General features: G+C 64.1%; 28 protein-coding genes. 14 read left to right on the top strand and 14 right to left on the bottom strand.

Going from position 1 to position 25,477, the window contains the following annotated elements:
- Positions 1-46: 46 nt before the first annotated feature.
- From IVB47_RS02220 to IVB47_RS02195, 6 genes are all read right to left on the bottom strand, one after another.
- Positions 47-346 (bottom strand): copper-binding protein, encoded by a 300-nt coding sequence (locus IVB47_RS02220; protein ID WP_247359120.1) that lies wholly within the window; start codon positions 344-346, stop codon positions 47-49.
- Positions 347-483: 137 nt separating this feature from the next.
- Positions 484-1,098, bottom strand: a complete 615-nt coding sequence (locus IVB47_RS02215) for a hypothetical protein (RefSeq protein WP_247359122.1) — start codon at positions 1,096-1,098, stop codon at positions 484-486.
- Positions 1,095-1,943, bottom strand: coding sequence for an ABC transporter permease (locus tag IVB47_RS02210; protein WP_247290585.1), 849 nt, complete (start codon positions 1,941-1,943; stop codon positions 1,095-1,097). Before IVB47_RS02210 ends, IVB47_RS02215 begins: the two co-directional genes overlap by 4 nt.
- Positions 1,940-2,746: an ABC transporter ATP-binding protein gene (locus IVB47_RS02205; protein WP_247459585.1), complete on the bottom strand. Its 807-nt coding sequence runs from the start codon at positions 2,744-2,746 to the stop codon at positions 1,940-1,942. Before IVB47_RS02205 ends, IVB47_RS02210 begins: the two co-directional genes overlap by 4 nt.
- Positions 2,743-3,711 carry a YVTN family beta-propeller repeat protein gene (locus IVB47_RS02200; RefSeq protein WP_247459584.1) on the bottom strand — a complete coding sequence of 323 codons (969 nt, stop codon included), beginning with the start codon at positions 3,709-3,711 and terminating at the stop codon, positions 2,743-2,745. Before IVB47_RS02200 ends, IVB47_RS02205 begins: the two co-directional genes overlap by 4 nt.
- A 22-nt stretch (positions 3,712-3,733) precedes the next feature.
- Positions 3,734-4,915 carry an ABC transporter substrate-binding protein gene (locus IVB47_RS02195; protein ID WP_247459583.1) on the bottom strand — a complete coding sequence of 394 codons (1,182 nt, stop codon included), beginning with the start codon at positions 4,913-4,915 and terminating at the stop codon, positions 3,734-3,736.
- A 58-nt stretch (positions 4,916-4,973) separates the two neighbouring features.
- Here IVB47_RS02195 and IVB47_RS02190 point away from each other — a divergent pair, with 58 nt between their 5' ends.
- Entirely contained in the window at positions 4,974-5,546 is a 573-nt protein-coding gene (locus tag IVB47_RS02190) for a DUF3280 domain-containing protein (protein WP_247459582.1), read from the top strand.
- Between the two features lie 21 nt (positions 5,547-5,567).
- Here the strand turns inward: IVB47_RS02190 and fghA are convergent, their stop codons facing one another.
- Complete coding sequence (fghA, locus tag IVB47_RS02185) at positions 5,568-6,413, bottom strand: S-formylglutathione hydrolase (protein WP_247459579.1); 846 nt, start codon at positions 6,411-6,413, stop codon at positions 5,568-5,570.
- A gap of 70 nt (positions 6,414-6,483) precedes the next feature.
- The gene (locus tag IVB47_RS02180) at positions 6,484-7,104 is read right to left on the bottom strand and encodes a response regulator transcription factor (RefSeq protein WP_018460280.1); all 621 of its coding nucleotides are present in this window, start codon (positions 7,102-7,104) and stop codon (positions 6,484-6,486) included.
- A gap of 145 nt (positions 7,105-7,249) precedes the next feature.
- Between IVB47_RS02180 and IVB47_RS02175 the strand changes: the two genes are divergently transcribed.
- The 9 genes from IVB47_RS02175 (at position 7,250) to IVB47_RS02135 (ending at position 16,955) form a co-directional block, all read left to right on the top strand.
- Positions 7,250-8,608, top strand: coding sequence for a histidine kinase (locus IVB47_RS02175; protein WP_247290576.1), 1,359 nt, complete (start codon positions 7,250-7,252; stop codon positions 8,606-8,608).
- Positions 8,609-8,761: 153 nt separating this feature from the next.
- Entirely contained in the window at positions 8,762-11,272 is a 2,511-nt protein-coding gene (locus IVB47_RS02170; RefSeq protein WP_247459577.1) for a TonB-dependent receptor, read from the top strand.
- 151 nt (positions 11,273-11,423) lie between these two features.
- Entirely contained in the window at positions 11,424-11,723 is a 300-nt protein-coding gene (locus IVB47_RS02165; protein ID WP_007601417.1) for a hypothetical protein, read from the top strand.
- Complete coding sequence (locus IVB47_RS02160) at positions 11,720-11,953, top strand: hypothetical protein (protein ID WP_027566566.1); 234 nt, start codon at positions 11,720-11,722, stop codon at positions 11,951-11,953. Before IVB47_RS02165 ends, IVB47_RS02160 begins: the two co-directional genes overlap by 4 nt.
- Positions 11,954-12,116: 163 nt before the next feature.
- A complete protein-coding gene (locus tag IVB47_RS02155) occupies positions 12,117-12,284 on the top strand; it encodes a hypothetical protein (RefSeq protein ID WP_197031110.1) in 168 nt (55 codons plus the stop codon).
- A 59-nt stretch (positions 12,285-12,343) separates the two neighbouring features.
- A complete protein-coding gene (locus tag IVB47_RS02150; protein ID WP_247459574.1) occupies positions 12,344-12,751 on the top strand; it encodes a hypothetical protein in 408 nt (135 codons plus the stop codon).
- A 702-nt stretch (positions 12,752-13,453) separates the two neighbouring features.
- Positions 13,454-14,917, top strand: a complete 1,464-nt coding sequence (locus IVB47_RS02145; RefSeq protein WP_247459572.1) for a GH1 family beta-glucosidase — start codon at positions 13,454-13,456, stop codon at positions 14,915-14,917.
- A gap of 147 nt (positions 14,918-15,064) precedes the next feature.
- Positions 15,065-16,297 (top strand): acetyl-CoA C-acetyltransferase, encoded by a 1,233-nt coding sequence (locus IVB47_RS02140; RefSeq protein WP_247459570.1) that lies wholly within the window; start codon positions 15,065-15,067, stop codon positions 16,295-16,297.
- 355 nt (positions 16,298-16,652) lie between these two features.
- Positions 16,653-16,955 (top strand): HU family DNA-binding protein, encoded by a 303-nt coding sequence (locus tag IVB47_RS02135; RefSeq protein WP_007601427.1) that lies wholly within the window; start codon positions 16,653-16,655, stop codon positions 16,953-16,955.
- A gap of 71 nt (positions 16,956-17,026) precedes the next feature.
- Here the strand turns inward: IVB47_RS02135 and IVB47_RS02130 are convergent, their stop codons facing one another.
- From IVB47_RS02130 to IVB47_RS02110, 5 genes are all read right to left on the bottom strand, one after another.
- Positions 17,027-17,182 (bottom strand): hypothetical protein, encoded by a 156-nt coding sequence (locus IVB47_RS02130; RefSeq protein ID WP_247359147.1) that lies wholly within the window; start codon positions 17,180-17,182, stop codon positions 17,027-17,029.
- 5 nt (positions 17,183-17,187) lie between these two features.
- The gene (gene lon / locus IVB47_RS02125) at positions 17,188-19,593 is read right to left on the bottom strand and encodes an endopeptidase La (protein WP_247459568.1); all 2,406 of its coding nucleotides are present in this window, start codon (positions 19,591-19,593) and stop codon (positions 17,188-17,190) included.
- A gap of 8 nt (positions 19,594-19,601) precedes the next feature.
- Positions 19,602-19,985 (bottom strand): Hsp20/alpha crystallin family protein, encoded by a 384-nt coding sequence (locus IVB47_RS02120; RefSeq protein ID WP_007601432.1) that lies wholly within the window; start codon positions 19,983-19,985, stop codon positions 19,602-19,604.
- 155 nt (positions 19,986-20,140) lie between these two features.
- A complete protein-coding gene (locus tag IVB47_RS02115; RefSeq protein WP_027566571.1) occupies positions 20,141-20,707 on the bottom strand; it encodes a ferritin-like domain-containing protein in 567 nt (188 codons plus the stop codon).
- A gap of 100 nt (positions 20,708-20,807) precedes the next feature.
- Positions 20,808-21,014 (bottom strand): hypothetical protein, encoded by a 207-nt coding sequence (locus IVB47_RS02110; protein WP_027566572.1) that lies wholly within the window; start codon positions 21,012-21,014, stop codon positions 20,808-20,810.
- Positions 21,015-21,103: 89 nt separating this feature from the next.
- Between IVB47_RS02110 and IVB47_RS02105 the strand changes: the two genes are divergently transcribed.
- The 3 genes from IVB47_RS02105 (at position 21,104) to IVB47_RS02095 (ending at position 24,341) form a co-directional block, all read left to right on the top strand.
- Positions 21,104-21,730, top strand: coding sequence for a MarC family protein (locus tag IVB47_RS02105; protein ID WP_027566573.1), 627 nt, complete (start codon positions 21,104-21,106; stop codon positions 21,728-21,730).
- Positions 21,731-21,887: 157 nt separating this feature from the next.
- Positions 21,888-22,541: a class II aldolase/adducin family protein gene (locus IVB47_RS02100; RefSeq protein ID WP_247459566.1), complete on the top strand. Its 654-nt coding sequence runs from the start codon at positions 21,888-21,890 to the stop codon at positions 22,539-22,541.
- Positions 22,542-22,553: 12 nt separating this feature from the next.
- Entirely contained in the window at positions 22,554-24,341 is a 1,788-nt protein-coding gene (locus tag IVB47_RS02095; protein ID WP_027566575.1) for a chloride channel protein, read from the top strand.
- A 50-nt stretch (positions 24,342-24,391) separates the two neighbouring features.
- Here IVB47_RS02095 and IVB47_RS02090 read toward each other — a convergent pair whose 3' ends face one another.
- On the bottom strand, positions 24,392-24,649 hold the full coding sequence (locus IVB47_RS02090) for a DUF2798 domain-containing protein (RefSeq protein WP_027566576.1): 258 nt from the start codon (positions 24,647-24,649) through the stop codon (positions 24,392-24,394).
- Between the two features lie 288 nt (positions 24,650-24,937).
- Here IVB47_RS02090 and IVB47_RS02085 point away from each other — a divergent pair, with 288 nt between their 5' ends.
- Entirely contained in the window at positions 24,938-25,327 is a 390-nt protein-coding gene (locus IVB47_RS02085) for a hypothetical protein (protein ID WP_027566577.1), read from the top strand.
- Positions 25,328-25,477: the final 150 nt, after the last annotated feature.

Genomic DNA, 25,477 nt, shown 5'->3' with positions numbered 1-25,477 from the left:
GCCCGGCCATGACGCCCTGTCGCACGTGGGAAGAGGCGAGGAAAGCCTACTGCTTCTGCAATTTCGTCAGCGTGCCCGTGCCGTTATTGTCGGTCGCAGAGTAGCTCACCTTGTCGCCGGCGTGGACGGCGTCAAGCATCGCGGCATCCTTGGCCTTGTACTCCTGGAGCGCGCCGGCGCCGCCTGCGCTGCCGCCGACTGTGCCCTTCTGTGTCTGCTGGATCGAAATCGTGCTGTTGAGCCGATCTATCCGGGTGACCATTCCGGTCAAATCGTCAGCGAATGCGCTGCTTGCGAGCATGCTGATGGCCGCAGCGCCTGCGAGGATGAATTTCGTGGTTCCCATCGAGGCCTCCCGATGCCTTGGATTACCCATCGACAAGACATCCTGGATCGATTTGGTTCCGGCATATAGCGCGGCGACAGGTTAATCATCGCAATGGGGGCGCGGGAACCTGCCGCAAGCGGTCAATGAGGCTGACGCTATTCCATTTCCTGTTGGATCACGCGTCCGAGCGCAAACAGCCGCTGGTCGATTGTGGTGGGAACCTCGCAGACGAACCGTACCACCTTATAGCGGTCCTCGAAAATGCGGGTCTTCCAGATCAGCTCGTTGCTGAGCGCATCGACCTTGGCCTCGTCGCGCGGCGTGGCGCCCTGGAGCGCCTGGAGCTGCACACTCTCCTCACGGATCTTGTCGGCGGCTTCGCGCTGCTTGCGGCTGACGCGTTCCAGTCCGCTCATGACCTGCGAGCGCTGAGCGTTGAGCGTGTCGAACAAGCCTGCGAACAGCAGTTTCGCATTCGCGGTCTTGTCGGCCGCGGAGCCCGCCAAAAACTCCCTCACCAACTTCTCGGCTTCGTCCAGCGGCGTCTTGCGTGCCGACAATTTGGCGACCAGCGCGCTGACTTTGGCGTCGTCCTTCCACTTGTTCTGCACGTCGTCGAGCGAAGGACCGGCCCAAACGGCCGCGAGCGAAATGTCCGGCACTTTGGCCTGCGTGCAGGGCCAATCCGGATAGCGCGGATCGGCCGCGCGTGCCGCCGTGCTCGCGGCTGCGAGCATCAGAGCGGCCATGGCCAGAACCCGAACCGTCATCCTTCGCCTCCCGCAGGGCCCCGTCGCGCCAGCCCGCGCGAGGGATCATAGGCATAGATCGCGCCGATCATGAAGACGATTGTGCAGGTCGCGACCACCGCCAGCGAGATCCAGTTGATTTGCCCGTAGAATGCAAAACGTATCAGCTCGACCGCATGGGTGAACGGATTGGCCTCGCAAACATAGTAGAGATATGGGCTGCCCTCCTGCACCCGCCAGAGCGGGTAGAGCGCCGATGAAGCGAAGAACATCGGGAAAATGACGAAATTCATAACGCCGGCGAAGTTCTCGAGCTGCTTGATGCCGGAGGAGATCAGCATGCCGAGCGAGCCCAGCATCAGTCCGGACAGGATCAGTGCCGGCAGCACGGTGAGATAGCCGGATAAAGGAGGGGTGATGTCCCAGAACCAGGCGATCAGCAGGAACGCATAGACCTGGAGCAGCGACACCGCGGTGCCCGCGAGCAGCTTGCAGAACAACAGGTAGCCGCGCGGCAGTGGGCTTACCAGCAGCGTGCGCATGTTCCCCATCTCGCGGTCGTAGACCATCGAGAGCGAGGATTGCATGCCGTTGAAGAGCTGGATCATGGCCATCAGCCCCGGCGCGATGAAGACCTCGTAGAGGATGTAGGTTTCGTAGGGCGGGATGATGGAGATGCCGAGCACCTGGCGGAAACCGGCGGCGAAGATGAACAACCACACCAGCGGCCGCACCAGCGCCGAGACGAAACGCTCGCGCTGGTGCAGGAAGCGCAGGCCTTCGCGCCAGACGATGCCCGTGAGGCAGGTCATGTATTCCTGGAACGAGAAGCCGCGTGGGGCATCGCGGGTGGCGATGCTGCTCATGCGCCGCCTCCCGGCAGGGTCTGCGCGCCGGTCAGACGCATGAAGGCGGTGTTGACGTCCTGCGCGCCGGCTTCCGCGACGACGCGGCTCATCGGCCCCTGCGCCAGCACCTTGCCCTGGTGCAGCACCACGAGATTGTCACCGGCCATGATCTCGTCGAACAGATGCGTGGCCCAGAGCACGCCGATGCCTTGCTCGCTCACGAGCTGGCGCACATGGCTGATGATGTCGGCGCGCGCCTTGACGTCGAGGCCGACGGTGGGCTCGTCCAGCAACAGCAGGCGCGGCCGGTGCAGCAGCGCACGGGCGATTTCCAGCCGCCGCATCTGCCCGCCCGAGAGATCGCGCACCTTGCTGCCGGCGCGCTCTGCAAGCCCGATGCGGCCGAGCAGCTCGGCGGCTCGCGCGCGGGCCTTGCGGCGGCTGATGCCGTGGAGTGCGGCGTGATAGAGCAGGTTCTGCGTCAGCGACAGATCGAGATCGAGCGTGCGCGGCTGGAACACAACGCCAAGCAACCGCAGCGCTTCGCCGGGGCTTTTGCCGACGTCATGGCCGAAAATGCCGACGCGGCCGGATTGGATGCCGAACAGCCGTGTGATCAGCGAGAACAGCGTGCTCTTGCCCGCACCGTTGAGGCCGAGCAGGGCCGTAAAGCTCGCGGGCTGCACGTTGAAGGACACGTCCATCAGCGCGCGGCGCGGTCCATAGGCGTGGCTGACGCCGTCGATCGACAGCGCGGGTACCGCCGTCGGATCGGGCCTTGGTGTTTCGCGTTGTTCGGCGATGGGAGCAGGGTTGGTCATGGCGCGATCGTGATACCCCAGGGCAGTTCGCCCACCTGAATGGTCTTGATCACCTTTTGCGCGGCGACGTCGATGACGGAGACGTCGTTCGAGACGCCATTGGTGGTGAGCAGGTATTTTTCGTCCGGCGTGAAGGCCATGTGCCAGACCCGTTGTCCCACCAGCAGATATTTCGTCACCTTGCGCGTGGCGGTATCGACCACGGCGATGCGGTTGGCGGGCCCGAGCGCGATGAAGGCGGTCTTGTCGTCCCGGGTCATGCCGATGCCGACGGGCTGGATGGCCTCCTTCCTCAACCCCGGAATCTCGAAATTGATCTTGCCGGTCACCTCGTGCTTTCCGGGGTCGATGATCGAGACGGTGCCGCCGATCTCCGAGGACACCCATAATTCGGAAGCGTCGTGCTTGAATTCGGCAAAGCGCGGCCGCGCATCGACCAGCACGTTGGCGACGATCTGGCGCGACGACGTGTCGATGAAATGCGCCATGTTGGTGGTCTCGGACGTGTTGATCAGCGTCTTGCCGTCCGGGCTGATGGTCATGCCCTCGGGCTCGACGCCGACCTGGATGTCGCCAAGGCGGGCGCGCTTCTCGAGGTCGATCACCGTCACTGTGTTGTCGTTCTCGTTGGCGACATAGAGGATCTTGCCGGCGGCATCCTGGGCGAACAATTCCGGGTCGGGCCCGGAGGGCAGGCTGTCCACCACGGTTTGCGTCTTGGCGTCGATCATCTGGATGGTGTCGTCGTCGCCGACCGCGACCATCACGAACTTGCCGTCGCGCGTGAAGTCGATGCCGCGCGGGCGCTGGCCGACCTTGATGGTCTTGGTTACCGTCCAGCTCTCGGTGTCGATCACCGACACCGTGTTGCTCTTCTCGTTCGAGACATAGGCGATGAACGCATGCGCCGGCGCCGCCGCCAGCGCCACTCCGGACAGCAACCCCACACGCCACATGCGCAACATCCAAGTCCTCACTTTACCGTCCTCATTTCAGCTTGCATTTGCTCTCCGGGCGGTCATAGCCGAGCGTGTCGAGCTCGGAGACCTGGTGCAGAAAACCTTCCTGCGGCGACACCGACACCACCATGCGGCCGTCGACCAGCAGGATCGGCTGGCGCAGCTGCAGGTTCCAGTCGCGCAAGGTCAGCTTTGTGCCCTTGAAGGCGGCGACCGAGAAATCCGGACCCTTGATGAAATCGGTGACCTTCCTGACGTCGCCGGAATTGGTGCGCGAGGTGGCCTCGCCGATCATGCGCACGGCGGTCCAGACCTGCATGTCGAGCGCGGTCATCCGCCGCGCGTTCAGCTTGACGAAGCGATTCTGCATCTGGATCGCGCCCCACTGGTCTTGCGCTGCGTCCCAGCTCCGCGGCACCAGGCCGGCAGAGCCCGCGACAGGCCGCGGATCCCAGGTGCGATAGGGCAGGTACGCGCCGAACACTTCGCTCTCGTCAGCGGCGACCAGCACGTCATAGGCCGGTGCCTGTTGCGTGAACACCGGCATCTGGCGCTGGATCAGCGTCACGCCCGAGTCCGTGCGGCGCGCGCCGCCTTTGTCTTCGAAGCTGCGCTCCTGCACGATCTTGGCGCCGAACCGCGTCGCGGTGCGCCGGAGCGCATCGGCGAACAGCTTGTCCTCGTCATGCGAGCCGACCACCAGCAGCCAGCGCTTCCACTGCTTCCAGACCAGATATTGGCCGAGCGCATCGGCCAGCATCGCGCGCGTCGGCGCGGTGTGGATGACGTTGGCGCGGCAATCGCCCTCGCGCAGCCGCTCGTCGATCGCGCCGGCGTTGAACAGCAGCGTGCCGCGCTCGCGCAGGGCGTCGGCCACTTTCAGCAGCGCGTCGGCCGGCAGGTCGGCGATGATGAAGCCGTTGCGTGAAGCGAGGTCGATCGCGGCCTGCACGGCATCCTCGCCCTCCTTGATGCGCCGCTCCTCCAGCGCAAAACGCTGGTTGAGGAACTTGCCGGTGGTGTTGTTGTCCTCGATGGCGAGGCGTGCGCCGGCGACGCCGTCATTCTCCGCGGGCTGCTCGACCAGCGACAGCGTCGATCTGGTGCCGGCGATTCCGAGATAGCCGACGCCGATCATGACGGGATCGGCCGCGAGCGCGCTCGTCGCAGCAAGTCCCAGGCCGATCAGGCCGACCAACCATCGGATCATGTTTCCTCCGTACAACTCCCCGGCTTGACCGCCGATGGAGAATTGTCTCTGCTAAAGCATGACCGATTTGTCAGGCCATGCAACCCCGCATTTCGTCCTCGCGCGCGTGAGGCCGGGAATCACGATCATGCGAGCGCTGATAGGTTTCGCGGCTTTGCTGTTGACGGGCTCGGTCGCGCTCGCCGATCCGCCGAAACTCGCGGTGTTCGATTTCGAACTGATCGACACCAGCCTGCCCGGAGAGTTCTACGGCTCCAAGCCGGAGGAGGCGAGGCTCGACCTTATCAGCGAGCAGTTGCGCAAGGCACTGGTCGAGTCAGGCAGGTTCCAGCTGCTCGATATCGCGCCGATCCGGGATGCGGCGCGTCACAGCAATTTGCAGGCCTGCGGCAATTGCGACCTCAAGCTTGCTGGGCAGTTGGGTGCCGATTTGGAAATCACCGGCATGGTGCAGAAGGTCTCGAACCTGATCATCAATCTGAACATCTACCTGCGCGACGTGAAGACCGGCAACATGATCACGGCCGCCAGCGCCGACATGCGCGGCAACACGGATGAATCCTGGACGCGCACGATGAGCTATCTGATCCGCAACCGGTTGCTGGCACCGAATTACGGCAAACCGCAGTAGATTCTTCCAAGAGAGAAGGAATCACCCCTTCAATCTCTCCGCATGCCAGTGCAGATGGTCGCCCATGAAGGTCGAGATGAAATAATAGCTGTGGTCGTAGCCCGCCTGTCGTCGCAGCGTCAGCGGGATGTTGGCCTTGGCACAGGCCGCCTGCAGCAGTTCAGGACGAAGCTGCTCTTTCAGGAAATTATCGGCCTCACCGACATCGACGAGAAAGCCTGAAAATTTCGCGCCGTCCTCGATCAGCGCCACCGTGTCGTGGCTGCGCCAAATGTCCTTGTTGGGACCGAGATAGCCGGTCAGCGCCTTGATGCCCCAGGGCACGAGCGACGGCGCCACGATCGGCGCAAAGGCGCTGGCCGCGCGAAAACGGTGCGGGTTGCGCAGCGCGACCGTCAGCGCGCCATGGCCGCCCATCGAATGGCCCATCACCGATTGGCGCTTCGCATCGACCGGAAAATTCTCCGCCACGAGTTTCGGCAGTTCGTCGGTGACGTAGCTCCACATGCGATAATTGCGTGAAAACGGCGCTTCCGTCGCGTCGACATAGAAGCCGGCCCCTAAGCCGAAATCATAGGCATTACCGGCATCGCCGGGTACGTCGGGGCCGCGCGGGCTGGTGTCGGGCGCGACGAAGATCAGGCCGAGCTCGGCGCAGGCTTTGCGGAATTCGCCCTTCTCGGTGACGTTGGCGTGCGTGCAGGTGAGGCCGGAGAGATACCACACCACGGGCAGCTTGGCGCCCTGCGCGTGCGGGGGAACATAGACCGAGAACGTCATGTCGGTTCCGGTTGCCTGGCTGGCATGGCGATACACGCCTTGCACGCCGCCATAGGATGTATTGGTCGAGACATTCTGGATCGTCATGCCGTTATGCTCCGTGGCATCAAACCACATCAGGATTGCAACGCTTGTGTGACCGAATGCGTGGCGGCCGTCAGGCCACGCCGCTGTCGATCGCCAGCCGCACCAGCTCGACAGAGGTTTTTACCCCCAGCTTCTGGCGCATGATGGACGAGGTGTTGGCGACAGTCTTGTAGGACGACTGCACCAGCCAGGCGATCTCGGATAGGCTCTTTCCGGCGCTGAGCAGCCGCAAAATCTCCATCTCGCGCGCATTCAGCTTCGACAGCGGGCTTTGCGCCAGCGCGGGTCCCGCGAAGGCGATGCTGCGCGCGATCGCGCTCGGCAGATAGGTGCCGCCGCCGCCGACGGTGCGGATCGCCTCGACGAGATCGTCGGGGTCGCCGGTCTTGGAGACGTAACCCTTGGCGCCGCACTCGATCGCACGCGCGGCGAAAGCAGGGTCGTCGTTCATGCTGAACATGATGATTCGGGCCTCGGGCGCGCGCTCGAGGATGCGGCGCGCGAGCTCGAAGCCGGACACGGTCGGCAGATTGATGTCGATGATCGAGAGATCGGGGCGCTCGACGATGAAGACGCACTCGCCGTCTTCGGCGTCGGCAGCCTCCAAAATCTCGATCTCGCCCTCGTCGGCCAGCACGGCACGGCAGCCGGAGGCGACGATGGGATGATCGTCGACGATCAAAATGCGCATAAGCGTTCCTCGCGACAGCGTCTTGGCCTGTTTCGCGCCCGGCCGGGATTGCTGTACGCTTTCGATTAGATATCGGGCGCTTCGCCTCTGTCAACGTTATCGGACAGGCGCAGGCCAATCCTTCGCGGGGGCACGGGCGATACCAATGTGGCAAAATCTATCCTTGCGTGGGCGCATCAACCTGCTGCTGGCGCTGCTGCTGGCGCTGGGGCTCGCCGTCAATATCGGCCGCCAGGTCGCGGAAGCCGGGCCGCGCGTGCAGGCCGAGGACCAGAGCGTGATCCGGCTCGCGCGCGAATTCATCGAAATGATCGTGGCGGATCTCAACGAGGCGCCCGATCCGGACGCCAGGCTGAACCAGATCGCACGCGACCTCAGCCGCCTGCGCCATGTCAGCATTGCGCTTCGGGACGAAGCGGGCAGTCCGCTGACGCAGCCCCGGACCGACGCCGACGACGACACCCGCGCGCCGCCGGCCTGGTTCGTCAGCCTGGTCCATCCCGAGCAGACCGCGGTGAGCGTACCCGTCTCGATCCATGGCAAGCCGGGTTCGCTGCTGATCACCTCCCATCCCGATGACGAGATCGCCGAGATCTGGGATGCCATCGTGACCCAGCTCGAGGTCGGCTCGGTGATCGCGCTGGCGCTGTTTCTGGTGATGATGAATGTGATCGGCCGGGCACTGGCGCCGCTCCAGTCCCTTGCGGATGTGATGGCTGAGCTCGAAGACGGGCGCTATCAGGCGCGCGTCGCGCCGGGCGGCGCACCGGAGCTCGCCGCGATCTGCACCAAGCTCAACCATCTTGCGGCAACGCTCAGCGAGGCGATCGAGGACAAGCGGCGCCTCGCCGAGCGAACGGTGTCGCTCCAGGACGTCGAGCGCAAGGAGATCGCGCGCGAGCTCCATGACGAGTTCGGGCCATACCTGTTCTCGCTGCGTGCGCATGCCAGCGCGCTGGCGAAGCAGGCGGACGGACGCGCCCCCAGTGCGGAGGCCGTACGAAAACACGGCAGCGCCATGCTGGAGCAGATCAACGCGCTTCAGCAGTTCAATCGCCGGGTGCTGGAACGCCTCCGGCCCGTCGGCCTTGCCGAGCTCGGCCTGCGCCAGGCGCTGGAATCGCTGTCGCGGCTGTGGCGGGAGTCGCATCCCGATGTCACCATCGAGACCGCGATCTCGCCGGCGCTTGGCGTCACCGGGGAGACCGCCGACCTCACCATCTACCGCATCGTGCAGGAGGCGCTCACCAACGTGTTCCGCCACGCCGGCGCGACCTCGGTCAATGTCGTCATCGAGCCGGTGGCGCAGGCGGCAAGCGATGGCCGCGGCTGTGCCCGGGTACGGGTCAGCGACAACGGCCGCGGCATGGAGCCAGGCCAGAAGCTCGGCTTCGGGCTCGTCGGCATGCGCGAGCGGATCCTGGCGCTGGGCGGCACGCTCAACGTCGTTTCCGGTGATGGCGGTCTGACCGTCGAAGCACTGGTTCCGACGGCGGCGGCCTGATCGCGTCGGGAAAAAATCCCGATTTTGTCGGGAAAATTGGTGCGGATACGGCCCGACCTTTTGTGGGTGGCGCACGCATCTCTGCCGATTACACTCGTCTCGACCAACCGGCGAAAATCAAAACAGCCGGTGGTCACGGATGGGAAGGCTAGGATGGGCGATCGTGTTCGGTTCAAGCGTTTTGGGTTCAAGCCTCTTGGGTTCAAGCGTCGTTTGGTGATGGCCTCGGTTTCGACCGGGCTGGTGTCGGGGTTGATCTTCGCGATCCCCGCGGGGGCCGCGCAGGACGAGGAAACCAACGTCCAGAACCTGCCGCCGGTCGAGGTGACGGCGCCACCGCCGTCGACGGCGCGGCGCACCGCGTCGTCGCGTCCGGTCGCACACGTCGGGGCACCGTCATCCGCCAGCCCCAGGACGCGCCTCTACGTCTATCCGACCGCGCCGGGTACCGGCAGAGGTCTCGACGTCGACAAGGTCCCGTCGGCGATCAATGCCGTCGATGCCAGCCAGATCAAGCGCACCGGCTCGATGAACATCACCGACGCACTTCGCGACAACATCGCCGGCGTCAACATCAGCGAGGTCACCGGCAATCCATTTCAGCCGGATGTCGAATTCCGCGGCTTCGTTGCCTCGCCGGTGACGGGCACGCCGCAAGGCCTCGCTGTGTATCAGAACGGCGTCCGCATCAACGAAGCCTTCTCCGACGCCGTCAACTGGGACCTGATCCCGACCGCGGCGATCCGGTCGGTGACGCTCGTGACCAACAACCCCGCCTTCGGCCTCAACGCGCTGGGTGGCGCGATCAATTTGCAAATGAAGGATGGTTTCACCTATCAGGGTGCGGAGCTTGATCTCATGGGCGGCTCGTTCGGCCGCATCCAGGGCTCGGCGCAATGGGGGAAGACGGTCGACAAGAACTACGGCGTCTATGCCGCGCTCGAAGGCCTGCACGACAGCGGCTTCCGCAATTTCTCCCAATCGGACGTGCGGCGCTTCTACGGCGATGTCGGCTACAAGGCCGGCGACAGCGAATTCCACGCCAACATGGGCGTCGCCAAGAACGATTTCGGCGCCAGCGCCACCGTTCCCGCCGAGCTGCTCGACAAATATTGGGGTGCGACCTACACGACACCGCAGACCACCTCCAATCGCGTCGGCTATCTCAACCTGACCGGCAAGGTCGATGCGACGCCGACCTGGACGCTCGAAGGCACCGCCCATGTGCGCCGCTACGAGCAGAAGCTCGTCGACGGCAATCCGACCGACGCGCAGGAATGCACCGATCCGGGGCTCACCGGCCTTCTTTGCTTCGGCGACGGCGCCACACCGGCGAACGGCGTGAACGGCCTGCCGCTTGCCAATCCTTTCGCGTCCGGGACCATCCTCGGCGAGATCGACCGCAGCTCGATACGCTCGACCACCTTCGGCGTGTCGGGACAGGCCACCAACACCGATCAACTGTTCGGCCACGACAACCGCTTCGTGATGGGCACGACCTATGATGCCAGCGTCACGCGCTACAACGCCACCGCCGAAATCGGCACGATCGGAGAAAACTACGTCGTCAGCGGCAGCAGTCTCTTCCTGGGGCCGACCGGCGTACCTGAAACCGTTGCCGGCCCTGTCTCGCTGCGGACCGTCAACCAGTATAACGGCCTCTACGCAATGGACACGTTCAATATCACGGACGCCTTCGCCGTCACCGGCGGCGGCCGTTTCAACGTGGCGCGCATCACGCTGGAGGATCAGCTCGGGACCGATCTTAACGGCGATCACACCTTCACCCGCTTCAATCCGGTGATCGGCGGCACATACAAAATTACACCGGAGCTGACGGCCTATGCCGGCTATTCCGAGGCCAACCGCGTTCCGACGCCGCTCGAACTCGGCTGCTCCGATCCCGCCCGTCCCTGTCTCATTGCCGCGTTTCTCGTCTCCGATCCACCGCTGAAACAGGTCGTGTCCAAGACCGTGGAAGCGGGCCTGCGCGGCAGCAGGGAGCTCAACATCGGCACGCTCGGATGGAAGCTCGGCGGATTCCGCGCGACCAATTACGACGACATCGTCGCCGTTCCCGCAGTCGGCCGCACCGGCTTCGGCTATTTCTCCAACGTGGGCCGGACCAGGCGTCAGGGGCTCGAAGCCGAGGTCAACATCAAGTCGCCCACGCTTCAGTTTCAGGCGAGCTACGCGTTCGTCGACGCACGCTATCTCGACGCTTTCGCGCTCGGTTCCGAAAGCCCGTTCAGGGATATTGCCACCGAGACCATTCAGGTGCTGCCCGGCAACCAGCTCCCCGCGATCCCGCGCCATCGCGTCAAGGTCGGTGTCGACTATGCCGTCACCGACGTCTGGAAGGTCGGCGGCAACGCGCTGTTCGTCTCCAGCCAATACCTGGTCGGAGACGAGTCCAACCAATATGCGAAGCTGCCGTCCTACACCGTGTTCAACCTGCACACGTCCTACCAGGTGACCAAGAACTTCCAGCTCTACGGCAAGATCGACAACATCTTCGACAAGCGCTACGCGACCTATGGACAGTTCTTCGACACAGGAGCCTTGCCAAACTTCACCAACGGCGCCGCCGACTTCAACGACCCGCGCTCGCTCAGCCCGGCAAGGCCGCGTGCATTCTATGCGGGGATGCGGGTGACGTTCTGATCTGGCTCGCAAGCCCCGGCCCATGTGGGATGACGAGGAGGCCGGTTTGCGCCGGCGCGGCGTGCCGCCACGGGTGTGTTCTACCTCAAGCCGATTGACTCATTGTTCATGTTTTGTTCTTATGCTGCTCGTCCAGCCAAGGGAGCGAGCCATGGACAACCGCATCAACGAAATCCGCAGGATCATCAGGGCGTTACGCGTCAGCATGCGTGAGGCCGAGGCCATCATGCATGAGCAGATCAACAGGGACGAGGACTGCAGCTTCGTTGCGGGCGAAGTCATGAAAATGCGCACGGTGATGAGCGGCCTCGTCCAGGAGCGGGCCGCGCTCGGAGACACCGACCCGATCGTTGTCGCCAGCCTCTTTGTTCCCCGCCGGCGACCGATGCCATCGCGCGTCGGCGTTGAGAAGCGCCGCCTTGTTCCGCCGCGAGAGATGGCACGGGCATGAAGGGGGAGAGGCCGACCTACTTCTCCGACATGCCGGAGCCCCCGGAATTTCTGAAGGCTCTCCATCATGCGCGGCGCCTGTCCTGCCTCGAGGGCTGGTGCCGCATGCACATCGAGGCCATCCAGGTCGCGATCGACCAGTACGCGGAGGCGGCTCTCGGTAACCGGGAGTTCTTCCTCAACAAGCCGCACAGCATCGGCGGAAGTCGCAACAACGGCGAGGTGCCGTGACAGCGGTACGTGTCAGCGTATCGACCTTTTGACCCCCATGGTCCGCGCGTCGGCAAAGCCTGGCCTGCGTTGTTTTACCGATCAGAAACCATAGCGAATGATCCTAAAATTGTAACGAAACTGTTCGGCTGTCTCTGCGTCGTTTCGTCGGAGGGCCCGTCCGATGACAGAGCACCAGTTGAGAGAGCAGGAATTCCAAATCGCGCGTTACCGGCATTTGGAGCGCGAAGTGACCGATCCACTCGCCGCCTGCCTGCTTCACAGCATCATTGAAGACCTGGAGGCCGAACTGCGCAGGGATAGCCCGGATTGGCACAGGCCGCGCGATTAACGCTTTGTTAGCGCTGATCGTGTCGATGATGCGCGAGGGAATACCGGGAGACTGCTCCCATGTTGAAGGACGGCACCTACGCCGCCTGGTACAAGACGCCGCTCGATCAGGGGACCGGGATCGTCCATGTCGCAGACGGACAGATTTGGGGCTGCGATAGCCTGATGACCTATCACGGCTCTTGCAAGGTCGACGGCGATCGCTTCACCGCCACCGTGTCAACGAGGCGCCATACCGACGGACGCGCAACGGTGTTCGGCGTCGACGATGAGCTCACGCTGGATGTCGAGGGAAACTGCCCGGGCAAGGTCGCGACTTACACGGCGACGGCAGCGCAGGTGCCGGGAATGGTCCTCCAGGGTACGCTGATTCTGACGGAACAGCAGACCCCCGCACCCGAACGAGCCCGGCAGATACCGCCGTTCAATCCCGACAAGATGCCAAAATTGCCGAAGCGCTCACGCTGATCGCGGAAGCCGCCGTCGTCAAGCAGTTCACTGCGAATACGAAAGCTGATCTTCCGTGACGACTCGCTCGATTTTCTCCGACTTGCACTTGATGCGGTATCGGAGACGTCCATCGGACTCGATGGGCATATGCTGGACGATGGTGTAAATCATCGGCGGCTCAGTTGCGGCACGTCCTTGTGGGCCTTGGGGCTGGTGGCGAACGTCTTCATTCAGCTTGTAGGCATACGACATATATCTACCTCGAATTCACAGTGGCTCTGACGCGGGGTCAGTCGATGTATCCCTGGCGGGACAGGCGCTTGGTCAAGCGGAAGAGGTGACCACAGTCTCATGCGGTCAAACCGCGTCCCAAGTCAGTCGTTCTCTTGCTTGACCGGTGCAGACAGACAATCGCCCAGAGCGGAGCGGCGATGGTTGCACCATACGCCATATTTTCGAACTTTGGTCGTAATTTCCGAGCGGTTTAGGGCATTCTGTGAGCCTACGGGCCCTCTTATCGAGGGGAACTGACAACTTCCTCGCCGGATTGGGCTGGTATTTCGGCTTTGGGGTAGCTCTGCCGACAATCGCCCTAGTCCCTTTCGGACAACTTTGTCGCATTCCGCAATCCTGCATCCTCGGCCCTCGGCTCGGCCGCTTCTCAAACGACCCGCGATTCGCCATGGTGCCGCCGAAAGAGCATCACCCGGAGCACTATCAATGTCGGACAAGGTCTCGCGCCGCCAGTTCGCCACGCTGGCGGGATTGTCCGCAGCCGGAATCGCCAATCCTCTCGAGGTCGCGGACGCCAAGCCCGCATCGTCCCCGCGGAGCGTGGACGGCTTTCCGGCGGGCTTTGTCTGGGGCACGGCGACCTCGTCCTATCAGGTCGAGGGCGCGGTCAACGAGGACGGGCGAGGAGCCTCGATCTGGGACAAGTTCGTCCGTATCCCCGGCAAGATCGAGGACGGCAGCACCGGCGACCGCGCCAACGAGCACTATCACCGCTACAAGGAAGACATCGCGCTCATCAGGGAGCTCGGCTGCAAGGCCTATCGCTTCTCGGTGGCCTGGCCGCGGCTGTTTCCGGACGGCGATGGCAAGCCCAACTCGAAGGGGCTCGACTTCTACAATCGCCTGGTCGACGAACTTCTCGAGAACGGCATCGAGCCGTGGCTGACGCTCTATCATTGGGACCTGCCGCAATCGCTCCAGGACCGGTTTGGCGGCTGGCGGTCGACGGAGACCTGCAAGATCTTCGGTGATTACGCGGCCTATGTCGCCGGGCATCTGACCGATCGCGTCAAGAACGTGTTCACACTGAACGAGAGCGGTCGCTTCGTCCATTTCGGCTACGGCATCGGCATCGACGCGCCCGGCGTGACGCTGCCACAAGCCGAGGTCAACCAGATCAGGCACAACAGCGCACTCGCGCACGGGCTCGCGGTGCAGGCGGTCCGCGCCCACGGCCGCCGCGGCACCAGGGTAGGGCCGGCCGAGAACATCGATGCCTGCGCCCCCGCGATCGACACGCCGGAGAACGTCCGTGCCGCCGAGATCGCGCTGCGCGAGATGAACGCCGGCTATCTCAACGTCATCATGACGGGCCAGTACACCGACGCCTTCTTGAAGTTCGCCGGGCGCGACGCGCCGAAATACACCGATGCGGAGCTGAAGATCATCTCTTCGCCCGTCGATTTCCTCGGCCTCAACATCTACGCGCCGCAGAACTATGTGGTGGCGTCCGACCAGGGCGCGGGCTTCATGCCGCTGCCGATCCCGAAATCGTTCCCGCACATGAACTCGGACTGGCTGCGCGTCGGCCCCGAGACGATCTACTGGGTGCCGAAGCTGGCGGCGAAGATATGGAAGACGGACGCGATCTATATCAGCGAGAACGGCACCTCCGGCGACGACGTCGTGACGCCCGATGGCAAGATCTACGACACCGACCGCATCATGTATCTGCGCAACTACCTCGCTCAGCTCCAGCGCGCCACCGCCGAAGGCGTACCGGTGCGCGGCTACTTCCTCTGGAGCCTGATGGACAATTTTGAATGGGTGTTCGGGCTCAACAAGCGCTTTGGGCTCTACCACGTCAATTTCGACACGCAGGTGCGTACGCCAAAACTCAGTGCCAGCTTCTATCGCAACGTGATCGCGAAGAACGCCGCGGGGGCGTGATTGCTCTCCCTCTCCCCGTCCTTGCGGGGCCCGACGAGCTTGGCTCGCGCTGAGAGGGTGGGGTGAGGCGGTTCCGCCGACGCGCATTGACTCCCTTCGCACCTTGATTCAAAACGCCTCCAAGAATTCAAAAAGAGGATAACGCCAATGACCGACGCACTCATTATCGATGCCTGCCGGACCCCACGGGGCGTCGGCAAGGCCGGCAAGGGCGCACTCTCGGGCATTCATCCGCAGCAGCTGGGAGCAACCGTGCTGCGCGCGCTCGCGACGCGCACCGGCATCGACACCGCCGATGTCGACGACATCATCTGGGGCTGCAGCGCGCAGGTCGCAACGCAAGGCGGCGATCTCGGCCGCATGTCGGCGCTGGACGCCGGCTACGACGTACGCGCCAGTGCCGTGACGCTCGACCGCTTCTGCGGCTCCGGCATCACCAGCGTCAACATGGCCGCAAGCTCGATCATGGCGGGCGCGGAAGATCTCGTGGTCGCCGGCGGCTGCGAGATGATGTCGATGGAAGGACGTCGCGGCGGCGGCCCGATGATGATGGACAACGGCAATCTGCGCCTGCGTGCGCGGCATCCGCAGTCGCATCAGGGCGTCTGCGCCGACGCGATCGCGACCATGGAAGGCATCACGCGAAGGGACGTGGACGCGCTCGGCCTCGAAAGCCAGAAGCGCGCAGCCTTCGCGATCGCGAACGGCCACTTCAAGAAGAGTCTCGTGCCGGTGCATCGCGAGGACGGCAGCCTCGCGCTCGACCATGAAGAATATCCGCGGCCGCAGACCACGATGGAAGGGTTGAGCGCGTTGAAGCCCGCATTCCCCGCGGTCGCCGACTATGCGCTCGACGACAAGGGCACGACCTATCGCGGCCTGATCCTGCAGAAGTACCCCGAACTCGAGATCGACTTCATGCACCACGCCGGCAACTCGTCCGGCGTGGTCGACGGCGCGGCTGCGATCCTGCTGGCGTCGCCAGCTTATGCCAAGGCGCATGGCCTGAAGCCGCGCGCGCGCGTGGTCGCGATGGCCAACATGGGGGACTCGCCGACCTTGATGCTGAACGCGCCGGTGCCGGCGACGCGCAAGGTGCTGACGAAGGCGGGGCTGACCGTGGACGACATCGACCTGTTCGAGATCAACGAGGCCTTTGCCGTGGTTGCGGAAAAATACATCCGCGACCTCAAGCTCGACCGCGCCAGGGTCAACGTCAATGGCGGCTCGATCGCACTCGGCCATCCCATCGGCGCCACCGGCTCGATCCTGATCGGCACCGTGCTCGACGAGCTCGAACGGCGCGACTTGAAGCGCGGTCTCGTCACCATGTGCGCGGCCGGTGGCATGGCCCCGGCCGTCATCATCGAACGCATCTAGCGCGAGCGAAGCGCCGCGCTCCTTAGAAATAAGGGAGAGAAAGTCCCCGCGATCGCCGCATCACGACGGTCTAGCCTTATTTTCCAGGGTGAATCGGGACCGGCCTTTCACAAAGAGGCCGGTCGTCGCTTGTCGAAAGCATCGAATCAGCTTTAGCAAGGCTGCGTGCGGGCCTTTGAAACAAGGTAAAATCCGCTGCCTGAGGCTTCTCCCGCTCCGGAAGTGGCTAAAAAGCAGGGTTTTTTGCCACAGAGGGCCAAAAAAGCCCGTAAAACCCCGACAAAACTGTGCAGAAGGCTATAGGCCTTCACCGGTTGGTCTAATATGCAGCCGTCAACGAATCAGAGGAGACACGATGGCCACCCAAATGTCGAAATCGCAGCTGATCGAAAAGATCGCGACCACCACCGAGCTTTCCAAGCGTGACGTCAAGAGCGTCATGGAGACGCTGACCGACGTCGGCCACAAGGAGCTCAAGAAGAACGGCCTGTTCCTGGTGCCGGGCTTCGCCAAGTTCGTGGTCATCAAGAAGCCCGCGACCAAGGCGCGCAAGGGCACCAACCCGTTCACGGGCGAAGAGATGATGTTCAAGGCCAAGCCGGCCCGGAAGATCGTCCGCGCCCGCCCGGTCAAGGCCGCCAAGGACGCCGTGGGCTAACAACGCAAAGGCCCCCTCGCGTGGAGGGGGCCTTTTGTTCGGGGCTGTCGCGAGGACTTGAGACGGAGGGCTCAACCCTTGCGGCGCTTCGCGCGGACCGGGATCGGCTGAAGCCGCGGTCCTGATGCCGCCAGCGCATCGCGAACCCCGTCGATGGTGCGATCGAGCAACTGGCGCAGCCGTTGCGTTGTCCGCGATCGCTTCGCTCTTTCCAGCAGTTTTTTCATCGCATTCACTCCGCCGCTTCGACCTTGGCCTCGATCTTGGTCTCGGCCGGCTCGAGCGCCGCGGCGATGGCTTCGTCGACGCGCTCAAGCCAGATGAATTCGAGGTTATCCCGCGCGCTCTGCGGGATGTCGTCGTAGTCCCGCTTGTTGCGCGCCGGCAGCATCACCCGCTTCAGGCCCGCGGCCGCAGCCGCCACCACCTTCTCCTTGATGCCGCCGACCGGGAGCACCAGGCCGCGCAGCGAGATCTCACCGGTCATGGCGGTGTCGCTGCGCACCGTGCGGTTGGTGAGCAGGGACGTCAGCGCCGTGAACATCGCAACGCCCGCGCTCGGCCCGTCCTTCGGGGTCGCGCCTGCGGGCACGTGAACGTGGATGTCGCTCTTTTCGAACAGCTGCGGATCGATGCCGAGCTGCGTGGCCTTGCTCTTCACCAGCGTCATCGCGGCCTGCACGCTCTCGCGCATGACCTCGCCGAGCTGGCCGGTCAGGATCATCCCGCCGCGGCCGGATACCCGCGAGGCCTCGATGAACAGGATGTCGCCGCCGACCGGCGTCCAGGCAAGGCCGGTGGCCACGCCTGGGATGCTGGTGCGCTGCGCGATCTCGCCTTCGAAGCGCGGCTGGCCGAGCACGGTGCCGATGTCCTTTGGCGCCACGACGACCTTTGTAGCCGTGCCCTCGGCGACCTGCACCGCGGCATGTCGGAACAGCTTGCCGATCTCGCGCTCGAGGTTACGCACGCCGGCTTCGCGGGTGTAGCCCTTGACCACCAGCTGCAGCGCCTCCGGCTCGATCTCGGCTTGCTCCGGCGTCAAGCCATTGGCCTCGAGCTGCCGCCGCACCAGATAGCGCTTCGCGATCTCCAGCTTCTCTTCCTGGGTGTAGCCGGTGAGGCTGATCAGCTCCATGCGGTCCAGCAACGGACCCGGGATCTGGTCCAGCATGTTGGCGGTCGCGATGAACACCACGCGCGACAGGTCGAAGGGCACGCCCAGGTAATTATCCCGGAACGTCCCGTTCTGCTCGGGGTCGAGCACCTCCAGCATCGCTGCGGAAGGATCGCCCTGCACGCCGCGACCCATCTTGTCGATCTCGTCCAGCATCATGACGCAGTTCCGGGTGCCGGCCTTCTTGATGCCCTGGATGATGTTGCCGGGCAGCGCGCCGATATAGGTGCGCCGATGGCCGCGGATCTCGGCCTCGTCATGCACGCCGCCGAGGCTGACGCGCACGAAGGGACGATCCATCGCGCGTGCGATGGATTGGCCGAGCGAGGTCTTGCCGACGCCGGGCGGCCCGACGAAGCACAGGATCGGCGCCTTGCCCTGCGGCGCCAGCTTGCGCACCGCCAGATATTCGATGATCCGGCTCTTGATCTTCTCCAGGCCAAAGTGATCGGCATCGAGGATGCGGCGCGCTTCCTTGATGTCGATCGGCTTCTCCGCGGGCAGCGCCCACGGCAGCTCGATCAGCCAGTCCAGGTAAGTGCGGACCATGCCGGCCTCGCCGGCGGCCTCCGGCATGCGCTCGTAGCGGCGCAGCTCCTTCTTCGCATGAGCGTCCGCCTCGGGCGGCATGTTGGCCTTGGCGATGGCAGCGGTCAGCTCGGCGACCTCGGCCGCCTTGCCGTCGCCTTCGCCGAGCTGGCGCTGGATGGTCGCCATCTGCTCGCGCAGGATCGCTTCGCGCTGCCGCTCGTCGAAGCTGGCGCGGGTCTGCTGGCCGATCTCGTTGCTGATGCGCAGCACCTCCAGCCGTTCGGCCAGATGCTTCGACACCTTCTCGACACGCAGCGCGAGGTCGATGGTCTCCAGGACCTCCTGCTTGTCTTGCGGCTTGATGTCCATGAACGAGGTCGCCAGGTCCGCCAGCGCGCCGGGCGCGGTGGTGCCCTGGAACATCGCGATCAGTTCGGGCGGCGCCTGCGGCAGCAGCTCGATCGCCTCGATGGCCTGGCGCTGCAGGTTCAGCCCGCGGGCCTCGATCTCGGGCGTGCTCGTGGTCGGCTCCGGAATCTGCTGGATGCGCGCGGCCGGGAACGGCGTCCCCGGCAGGAAGTCGAGGATGCGCGCGCGCTGCACGCCCTGGCAGACGATGTGATGGGTGCCGTCGGGCGCGGTGATGTAGCGCACGATGTTGGCGATGGTCGCGACCCGATAGAGGTCGTCCGGTCCGGGCTCCTCTGTCTCGGGGCTGCGTTGCAGGACGATGCCGACCGGCCGCTGCTCGCGCAGCGCCTGTTGCGCGGCGGCGACCGACTTCGGCCGCGCGATCGCGATCGGCGCGATGGCGCCGGGGAACAGCACCATCTCGCGCACGGGGATGATGATCAGCGCGTCTTCGGGGATTTTCACGTCGGAATTGCTCTGGGGACTTGTCTGTGCGGTATTCATTGGTTCGGTGGCCATGATCGACCTCAGGATTTGGCGAGGCGCAGCGCGACGCAGCCGTCCATCACGAAGCGGCTGATGGCGTAGCGACCAACGGGCAGTGCAATGCGGCGCTCAAAACGCCCCTGCGGCAGCTCAAGCCGGTGGATGCGGGCGTTGCGAAGCTCCGGCGGAAGGGTGCGCTGGCCGGAGATGACGAGCACGCCGTCATGGATGACAGTCTCGACATTGTCGGGATTGACGCCGGGAAGCGCGACCAGGATCAGGAGCTCATGCTCGGTTTCGAGCACGTCGATCGGAGGCTCCCAGCAGGCTTCCTGGCGGCCGAACTGCTGGCGCAGCCGTTCGGCGCGGGTCAGCGAGTCCAGGGCTTCGGACAGCATCCAGTCGAGGGGATTTTTGGGTTGCATGATGCAGGCTCGGCGGTGGGGAACGCTGAATATGGGGCCGGTTCCCAAGAATTCCAGCCCGGCGGCGCGGAGGTGCCATGCGGATCGTGCGATCCGAAAAGACAAGCGCCGCGGCCTTCCAGACCGCGGCGCTCCGTTGTCACGCGATGTGCGGCTCAGGCCGCCTGGCGGTATTCCTCTTCCGCCTCGAGGTTGATCACGGAGGTGGCGAGCTCGGTCAGCGCGTGATCGGTCGCCTCTTCCTCGTCCAGCGTCGCCTGCAGCAGCCTTGCGGCGTCCTGCATGCCGAGCTCCTCAGCCCAGGTGCGCAAGGTGCCGTAGCGGGAGATTTCGTAATGCTCGACCGCCTGCGCGGCTGCGAGCAGGCCGGCGTCGAGCGCAGGCGCGTTCTTGAACTCCTTCATGATCTCGGCGCCTTCGTCGGTGATGCCGTTGATCGCTTCGCAAGGCTTGCCGCGGGCCGGCTTGCCTAGCATTTTGAAGATCTGGTCCAGACGTTTGACCTGCCCCTGCGTTTCGCGCAGATGCTTGTTGAAAGCCGCCGCGAGCTCCTTCGAGTTGGCAGCCTTGGCCATCTTGGGCAAGGTCTTGATGATCTTGTTCTCGGCGAAATAGATGTCCTTGAGCGTTTCCAGGAATAGGTCGCTCAACATCTTCGGCGCCTGACGGGCGCGGCCCGTCGACGATTTCTTGGTTGTGCGCTTCTTTGCTTTCTTGGCCATACATCCTCCTCTTGAGGTGACACGCGAAGGCATCGCCTTCCGCAATCCTCAGGCGATCAAAAGCTTTCGGAGAACGAAAGTTCCAAACGGCAACCTGCGCTCAGGTCGGACGCTTGTAGGGATCTTCCTGCCGCTGCCGCGCCTCGGTGTTGCGGTCAAGCTGCGCGCGCTCGTGGCGCCGCAGGCGCCCCGCCTTCGCCACGCCGTAGACGAGGACCGCACCCAGCACGAAGGCTCCGATGAACCAGAGCCAGAGCAGGTTGCCCGAAAGCTGGCCCAGCAACATTCCAATTCCACTGTCGCTCATTGTGCATCTCCGGTGATTTTCAAAGCGGTTCTGCCGGGCTAAGTCACTCCGCCAGCCATCGTTCCTGCGTCCAGGGAGCCCACCGAGACATGATCGACTTCACCTTATCTGCGTTCGTGACGCTGCTGCTCGTGGTCGATCCCGTGGGCCTTGCGCCGGCCTTCCTTGCCGCGACCGGAGGTATGCCCGACAAGACCAAACGCACCATCGCGCTGCGCGCGCCGCTGATTGCGGCGTCGATCCTGGTGGTGATCGCCCTGATCGGAAACTGGCTGCTGCGCCAGCTCGGGATCGGCATCCCCGCCTTCCAGATCGCCGGCGGACTGCTGCTGTTCGGCGTGTCCTACCAGATGATCTTCGGCGACCGTCCGCATCGCGAGGCTCGCGAGGCCGACAAGGCAAGCTCCGAGCATGCCTCCGACGTCGCGGTATTCCCGCTGGCGATCCCGATGATGGCCGGTCCCGGCGCGATCGCGACCACGCTGCTCCTGACGGGCGATGCCGGCTACGGTCCGAGGCTCGCGATCATCATCGCGGTCGTGCTCTCGGTGTGCCTGCTCTGCACGCTCTGCTTTATCTTCGCGAACATGATCGCGCGGAGCCTTGGACGCACCGGCAACGCCGTCCTCTCACGCGTGCTCGGCATGCTGCTCGCGGCCTATTCGGTGCAGTTCGTGATCAATGGGATCGCAGCGGTCCGGGCGAGCTTGCCGTAGAGCTGCGACAATTGTTAATGCGTTGATTTTCATGTTTATTTCATGATGCCACGCGGCGGCTGGCGGGCTCGCGCGCGATCCGGCCCGCTTTCTCTTGCGCTGCCATATTGCTTGACGTACTCCCCGTCTGACAGGCGCCCATCGTCAGGAAATCGAGATGTCGATGACAGCGGACGAGCTCGACAAGAGACTGGCCATCATCGGCGCCTGCCGCCGCATGAATGCGCTCGGCATCAACCAGGGCACCTCGGGCAATATCAGCGTCCGGCATGTGGACGGGCTTCTGGTGACCCCGACCAGCGTGCCCTACGACGCCATGACGCCGGACCAGATCGTGTTCATGGCGATGGACGGCTCGCATGCGCCCGCTCAGAAGCCGTCCAGCGAGTGGCGCTTCCACCGCGACATCCTGAAGGCCCGGCCCGAAATCAACGCCGTCGTCCACGTCCATCCGACCTATTGCACCATTCTGGCGATCATGGGCCGGGAGATCCCGCCCGTGCACTACATGATCGCAGCCGCCGGCGGCGACAGCATCCGCTGCGCGCCCTATGCCACCTTCGGAACGATGGAGCTGTCCGAGCATGCCGTTCGGGCGCTGGAGGGCCGGCTTGCCTGCCTGCTCGACCATCACGGCATGATCGCAATCGGCAAGTCGTTGGACAAGGCGATGTGGCTCGCCGTCGAGGTCGAGACGCTGGCGCGGCAATATCACGGCTGTCTCCAGATCGGAGAGCCGCCGCTGCTGTCGAGCGCCGAGATCGAGCGGGTCCGCCAGCGCATGTCCGGTTACGGCATGTCGGAAGGGTAGGGCGGACAGAAAGTGTTCCTGCGGATCAGACATCTCGCCGACCGCAAGGGGACGAACCGCGTCATGGTTCGGCTGCGCGCGCTGCTGCGCAGCAACGAATTCTATCTGATCCCGCTGGCGCTGGTGATCGGCACGCTCGCCGGCGCCATCGTGACGCTGATGGCCGAGATTGCGCAGATTGCCCATATGGTGATCTACGGCATTCCCATCGACGTCCGTCTGTCCGCCAATACCAGCGTCAGTCCCTGGGCCGCGCTGATTGCGCCCGCGCTGGGCGGATTGGTGCTTGGTATCATGGAGTGGTGGCGGCGACGGCTCAAGCTCTCCAGCGCGGTCGATCCGATCGAGGCGAACGCGCTGCGTGGCGGCAATCTGTCGATGCGCGACAGCGTGGTGGTGTCGAGCCAGACGTTGATCTCGAACGGTTGCGGCGCCTCAGTCGGCCTCGAGGCCGGCTATACCCAGATCGGCTCGGGCATCGCCTCGCTGCTCGGCAAGTTCTTCAATCTGCGACGCAACGATCTGCGCCTGATCGTCGGCTGCGGCGCCGCTGCGGCGATCGCGGCGGCCTTCGGTGCGCCCATCACCGGGGCCTTCTACGCCTGCGAGCTGATCGTCGGCGTCTATTCTGTCGGCAGCGCCGCGCCGATCCTCGCCGCCTCGCTCGCCGGTGCGCTGACCGCGCAATGGCTCGGCGGCGCGCCATACTCGCTCGAAATCCCCAAGGTCAGCGCCGTCGGCGTCGAGCAATATCTGGCGCTGATCGGGCTCGCCCTCGTCACCAGCGGCGTCGGCATCGCCGTGATGCGCTCGTCCTCGATGTTCGAGCGCCTGTTCAAATGGCTGCCGGTCTGGCTGCGCCCGGTGATCGGCGGCCTCATCGTCGGCGGCTTTGCGATTGTCACGCCGCAGGTGCTGGCGGCCGGCCACGGCGCGATGGTGCTCGATCTCTTTCACGACATGACGATCGGCCTGATCGCGCTGATCATCGCCTTGAAGGTGACGGCCTGCCTGATCTCGCTCGCCTCCGGCTTCCGCGGCGGCCTGTTCTTTGCCTCGCTGTTCGTGGGCAGCCTGATCGGAAAGTTCTTTGCCGCGGTGCTGGTCTTGATCAGCCCGAACTTCGTGATCGATCCGCTGGTCGCGATGCTGACGGGCATGGCGACGCTCGGCGTCGCCATCGTCGGCGGTCCCTTGACCATGTCGTTCCTCGTGCTCGAGATGACCCGCAACGTCGACGTCACCGCCGTGGTGCTGGCCGGCTGCATCGTCACCTCGATCTGCGTCCGCTTCATGTTCGGACACTCCTTCTCGACCTGGCGCCTGCATCTGCGCGGCGAGACCATCCGCAGCGCCAACGACGTCGGCTGGCTGCGCAACCTCACCGTCGAGCGGCTGATGCGCTCCGATGTCGGCAAGGTGCCGTCGACCACGACGATCGCCGCGGTCCGCCGTGAATTCGCGCTGGGCTCGCGGCCCGGGATCGTCATCGTCAACAATGCGGACGAATATGTCGGCCTCGTCCTGCTGCCCGACCTGTTCTCCGGCGACCTCGACAGCATCGCCGACGAGATCCAGGTGATCGAGCTCGCGCGCCTGACCGAGATCGTGCTGATCCCGGAAATGAACGTGAAATCGGCGATGGCGGTGTTCGACGAGGCGGAGGCCGAAATGCTGGCGGTGGTCGATTCCACCGACAGCCGCAAGGTGGTCGGCTTCCTCACTGAGACCTTCGTCCGGCGCCGCTATGTCGAGGAGATCGACAAGGCGACGCGCGGCGTGCTCGGGGCGCTGTCGTAAGGTCATGCGGAAGCGGGACGGCGTGCATCATGCGCCGCCGTCCGCGCCCGCTATCGACCCGATTGGGAGGGAACGGCAACGACGCTAGCCACGATCCGGCGGACCAGCGGCAGCACCATCAGCAGCGTCGGAAACGCGACGAGCCATGACAGCGCCCAGGCGCCCGGCCAGGTCGCGAGAAACGCCGGCGTTGCGCCGAGGCTTCGAAGCGTGGAAATGACCGACACCACGGCCGTCATGAGGATGGACAGCACGAATGGCATCACGATCGGCGCATAGCGCGCCGGCAGTTTGCGAACCGCAATCATCTGATTTCTCTTTGGAATAGGACGCGTCAGTCACGGTGAACCCAAAAATGGCATCGATCCCGACGACGTCGGTTGATGCGTTGGTTCACGTAAAACGCTTACGGCGACCGAAAAACGGTGCGTCCGTTCATTATCCGCTCATGTTGGATGGTTCAAGCTGGATCTGGACGTTCGGTTTACAATCGTTCAAAGCGTGGCAGATTGCCGCGATCACGAAACCATTTCAGTTGTTTGTGCATTAAGTCTTGTTTGATTATGTCGCTTTGAGCGAGAACAGGGAAGGTCACGATGAATAAAGGACCGATGATTTCTGCAGCCGGCCGCAACGTTGTGTTGGCGGTTTTCGCAAGTCTCGCTCTGATTACGGCCTCTATCACGCCTTCGGCTGCCGACTCGCCCGCGCCCACCAAGGCCGCTGCCGCGGGCCCGGCCGCTCCGGCTGCCACCGATTTCAGCGCCGCTCGCCGCCACCGCTATTATCGACGAGGTCCGAACGCTGCAGGTCTCGCCTTCATGGGCGTGGCGGCAGGTCTGATCGGCGGCGCGATCGCAGAGAGCAGACGCCAAGAGTACTACGAGGACCGCTATAATTACGGACCCCGTCCTTACTACGGCGGCCAGGGATATTACGGCGGCGGTCCCTATTATGGTCCGCGTGGCTATTATCAGCCGTATTAGGCGCCTGTCCTCGCCGCAGTCTTGATTGCGCCAAAGGGGCGGTGTTTTGCACCGCCCCTTGTTGCTTCTACGCGAGGCGTCTCATTGCGCGGCCTGTGTCGCCCGTGCGTCAATCCCCTTCGGGAAAAATATTCCACTTTACCGAAATTC

This window comes from Bradyrhizobium sp. 62, assembly GCF_023073035.1.
In the GTDB taxonomy this organism is placed as follows: domain Bacteria; phylum Pseudomonadota; class Alphaproteobacteria; order Rhizobiales; family Xanthobacteraceae; genus Bradyrhizobium.
Note: the sequence above shows the minus strand (reverse complement) of the source record. Positions and strands in the feature narration are given on the sequence as shown.

What these genes read in the sequence shown, in the direction of transcription:
- IVB47_RS02190 (WP_247459582.1), top strand. Translation starts at nt 4,974, where the DNA reads ATGACCGATTTGTCAGGCCATGCAACCCCGCATTTCGTCCTCGCGCGC.
- IVB47_RS02165 (WP_007601417.1), top strand. Translation starts at nt 11,424, where the DNA reads ATGGACAACCGCATCAACGAAATCCGCAGGATCATCAGGGCGTTACGC.
- IVB47_RS02115 (WP_027566571.1), bottom strand. Translation starts at nt 20,707, where the DNA reads ATGGCCAAGAAAGCAAAGAAGCGCACAACCAAGAAATCGTCGACGGGC.
- IVB47_RS02205 (WP_247459585.1), bottom strand. Translation starts at nt 2,746, where the DNA reads ATGACCAACCCTGCTCCCATCGCCGAACAACGCGAAACACCAAGGCCC.
- IVB47_RS02210 (WP_247290585.1), bottom strand. Translation starts at nt 1,943, where the DNA reads ATGAGCAGCATCGCCACCCGCGATGCCCCACGCGGCTTCTCGTTCCAG.
- IVB47_RS02135 (WP_007601427.1), top strand. Translation starts at nt 16,653, where the DNA reads ATGGCCACCCAAATGTCGAAATCGCAGCTGATCGAAAAGATCGCGACC.
- IVB47_RS02105 (WP_027566573.1), top strand. Translation starts at nt 21,104, where the DNA reads ATGATCGACTTCACCTTATCTGCGTTCGTGACGCTGCTGCTCGTGGTC.
- IVB47_RS02170 (WP_247459577.1), top strand. Translation starts at nt 8,762, where the DNA reads ATGGGCGATCGTGTTCGGTTCAAGCGTTTTGGGTTCAAGCCTCTTGGG.
- IVB47_RS02180 (WP_018460280.1), bottom strand. Translation starts at nt 7,104, where the DNA reads ATGCGCATTTTGATCGTCGACGATCATCCCATCGTCGCCTCCGGCTGC.
- IVB47_RS02195 (WP_247459583.1), bottom strand. Translation starts at nt 4,915, where the DNA reads ATGATCCGATGGTTGGTCGGCCTGATCGGCCTGGGACTTGCTGCGACG.
- IVB47_RS02220 (WP_247359120.1), bottom strand. Translation starts at nt 346, where the DNA reads ATGGGAACCACGAAATTCATCCTCGCAGGCGCTGCGGCCATCAGCATG.
- IVB47_RS02200 (WP_247459584.1), bottom strand. Translation starts at nt 3,711, where the DNA reads ATGTTGCGCATGTGGCGTGTGGGGTTGCTGTCCGGAGTGGCGCTGGCG.
- IVB47_RS02150 (WP_247459574.1), top strand. Translation starts at nt 12,344, where the DNA reads ATGTTGAAGGACGGCACCTACGCCGCCTGGTACAAGACGCCGCTCGAT.
- IVB47_RS02090 (WP_027566576.1), bottom strand. Translation starts at nt 24,649, where the DNA reads ATGATTGCGGTTCGCAAACTGCCGGCGCGCTATGCGCCGATCGTGATG.
- IVB47_RS02085 (WP_027566577.1), top strand. Translation starts at nt 24,938, where the DNA reads ATGAATAAAGGACCGATGATTTCTGCAGCCGGCCGCAACGTTGTGTTG.
- IVB47_RS02215 (WP_247359122.1), bottom strand. Translation starts at nt 1,098, where the DNA reads ATGACGGTTCGGGTTCTGGCCATGGCCGCTCTGATGCTCGCAGCCGCG.
- IVB47_RS02145 (WP_247459572.1), top strand. Translation starts at nt 13,454, where the DNA reads ATGTCGGACAAGGTCTCGCGCCGCCAGTTCGCCACGCTGGCGGGATTG.
- IVB47_RS02110 (WP_027566572.1), bottom strand. Translation starts at nt 21,014, where the DNA reads ATGAGCGACAGTGGAATTGGAATGTTGCTGGGCCAGCTTTCGGGCAAC.
- IVB47_RS02100 (WP_247459566.1), top strand. Translation starts at nt 21,888, where the DNA reads ATGTCGATGACAGCGGACGAGCTCGACAAGAGACTGGCCATCATCGGC.
- IVB47_RS02175 (WP_247290576.1), top strand. Translation starts at nt 7,250, where the DNA reads ATGTGGCAAAATCTATCCTTGCGTGGGCGCATCAACCTGCTGCTGGCG.
- fghA (WP_247459579.1), bottom strand. Translation starts at nt 6,413, where the DNA reads ATGACGATCCAGAATGTCTCGACCAATACATCCTATGGCGGCGTGCAA.
- lon (WP_247459568.1), bottom strand. Translation starts at nt 19,593, where the DNA reads ATGGCCACCGAACCAATGAATACCGCACAGACAAGTCCCCAGAGCAAT.
- IVB47_RS02155 (WP_197031110.1), top strand. Translation starts at nt 12,117, where the DNA reads ATGACAGAGCACCAGTTGAGAGAGCAGGAATTCCAAATCGCGCGTTAC.
- IVB47_RS02160 (WP_027566566.1), top strand. Translation starts at nt 11,720, where the DNA reads ATGAAGGGGGAGAGGCCGACCTACTTCTCCGACATGCCGGAGCCCCCG.
- IVB47_RS02140 (WP_247459570.1), top strand. Translation starts at nt 15,065, where the DNA reads ATGACCGACGCACTCATTATCGATGCCTGCCGGACCCCACGGGGCGTC.
- IVB47_RS02120 (WP_007601432.1), bottom strand. Translation starts at nt 19,985, where the DNA reads ATGCAACCCAAAAATCCCCTCGACTGGATGCTGTCCGAAGCCCTGGAC.
- IVB47_RS02130 (WP_247359147.1), bottom strand. Translation starts at nt 17,182, where the DNA reads ATGAAAAAACTGCTGGAAAGAGCGAAGCGATCGCGGACAACGCAACGG.